Origin of the sequence: Sulfuricurvum sp., from assembly GCF_049305995.1 — a bacterium.
Classification (GTDB): domain Bacteria; phylum Campylobacterota; class Campylobacteria; order Campylobacterales; family Sulfurimonadaceae; genus Sulfuricurvum.
Window position 1 is genome coordinate 1 of sequence record NZ_JBAQPS010000286.1, and the last position, 1,795, is coordinate 1,795.

3 protein-coding genes are annotated in these 1,795 nt (G+C 28.0%); all 3 read left to right on the top strand.

Features of this window, described 5'->3' with window-relative positions; translation table 11 throughout:
* Positions 1-407: 407 nt before the first annotated feature.
* From WA010_RS09825 to WA010_RS09835, 3 genes are read left to right on the top strand one after another with little or no spacing between them, the layout of a single operon-like run.
* Positions 408-848 (top strand): hypothetical protein, encoded by a 441-nt coding sequence (locus WA010_RS09825; RefSeq protein WP_422556945.1) that lies wholly within the window; start codon positions 408-410, stop codon positions 846-848.
* Between the two features lie 36 nt (positions 849-884).
* A complete protein-coding gene (locus WA010_RS09830) occupies positions 885-1,262 on the top strand; it encodes a hypothetical protein (RefSeq protein WP_422556946.1) in 378 nt (125 codons plus the stop codon).
* On the top strand, positions 1,262-1,633 hold the full coding sequence (locus WA010_RS09835) for a hypothetical protein (protein ID WP_422556947.1): 372 nt from the start codon (positions 1,262-1,264) through the stop codon (positions 1,631-1,633). Before WA010_RS09830 ends, WA010_RS09835 begins: the two co-directional genes overlap by 1 nt.
* Positions 1,634-1,795 lie beyond the last annotated feature (162 nt).

The window sequence follows — 1,795 nt, forward strand, 5'->3', positions numbered from 1 at the left end:
AAGCAATTCTTCAAAAAAGCATACAAGCCAAAAACAGTCTAAAAATTAACCAAATGTCAGTCCATACAATAAACAGAGACATCAGCAACATAATTCTAAGAAAAATCTTCCATAAACACAAACAATTTAAGACAGACCTAAAAACAATCAAGGTATTTCTTTCGACACCAGATTTAATGAAAAGAAAAGTACTACTTGTTATAAAATCACACTTAAACATCAACAGACATCTATATTCAATACAAAATATACTACGAAAAGTATTTAACTCTCACATTCTCGAACTTTCAATATCACAAAAAGAAGTATTTTTGTCAATCATTAGAGAAAAAAGTCTAAATCTACTACATAGAAAAATTAAAATTTTCCTCCTAGAAATTTTGTCAAGAAGAATACCACAAGAATAAATGTCATCGCCAGACAAAAGCAAGAAAATAAAAATTATTAAAAAGAGACTACTTAAAGTTTTGTTCAACACCAGCAAAATTTTAGAAAATAACTTCAAATACGCCCAAGAAGATTTTAGAAGATTGAAAGCAATAAGGCCATACTTCAAAACTTTAGAAGATTTCAAAGAATCCCATGATTTTAAAATCAAAAACTTAGCAATATTATTCCTACAAGAATCACAACATAACGCACAAATCGTTATAGACTTTCTAATACAACGAAAATTCCATTTCGCAGAAGAAGACAGAATTTTGATAGATATAATAATACTAAGAAAACAAGAAAGTTTCACAGTTAACAAAATTGTTATATTTATGATAACTAAATTTCTAGAACAAGCACTATTCTTCAATATAACCTTCACAGGAGAATTAACACACCCTTCACAGGAAAATTAATACAAAATTCCAACACTTTTCAACAACTTGTCATAAATGCAAGCAGAAAAAAGAAAATTCAGGAAAAATCACAGATATATACTTAAAAAAGTATTTGAATTAAGCGAAAACTTCCAAAGAGACTATCAGATAGCAAAGGAATTTCACAATTTTATAGAAGACAGAACAATTTGCAGACTATATGATTCTCAAACGCCAAAACTTTTAACGGAAGCAATCGGAAATTTTTTCCTAGAAAAAGATGAAAATAAACTCAAATGGAGCAACATTTTAACTTTACATACTAGAAGATTCTTGCCACACCACAAACAAATAATTGAATTCTACGCCACCAAAACGGAATTTATTAGAGACATACTTTTTGAAAGCATATTATTAGACATAACATTAACGTGTATTCAGAAAAAGATTTAATGGAACATCAATATAGGCGAGAAGCCAATAAAAACGTAAAAACGTTATTAAGAAAAGTTTTCAAAACAAGCCTAGAATTGAAGGCAAATTATTTAATGGTAAAATTTATAAGACATAATTTTGATAAACAAGAACAAAAACAAGAATTTGGATGTACCAACATAGAAACAGAAATAGTGACTTATGCAGCAAAGAAATTTATAGCACTTCCAGACAATAGAAGTCTATGGTACAACCTTATCACACAAAAATATGATGACAAAATATTGAAAGACAATTTTGACGGAATATCGAAACAGAAAATAGATGAGGCAATTACACACTCTCTCATAAATAAAATGCAATATAGTTTAAAATTCGAATTACTATAAATGACGAATACAACACAAAAAAGAAGCAAGAAAGAAAAAAGGAATAGTAACAAACTTATAAAATTAATATTCCAACAAAGTGAAATTTTTGAAGATAACTTCAAAGCAACTATAAAATTCGAAGAAAACGACAGAGATAACTTCGACAGAAAAGTCTTTTAC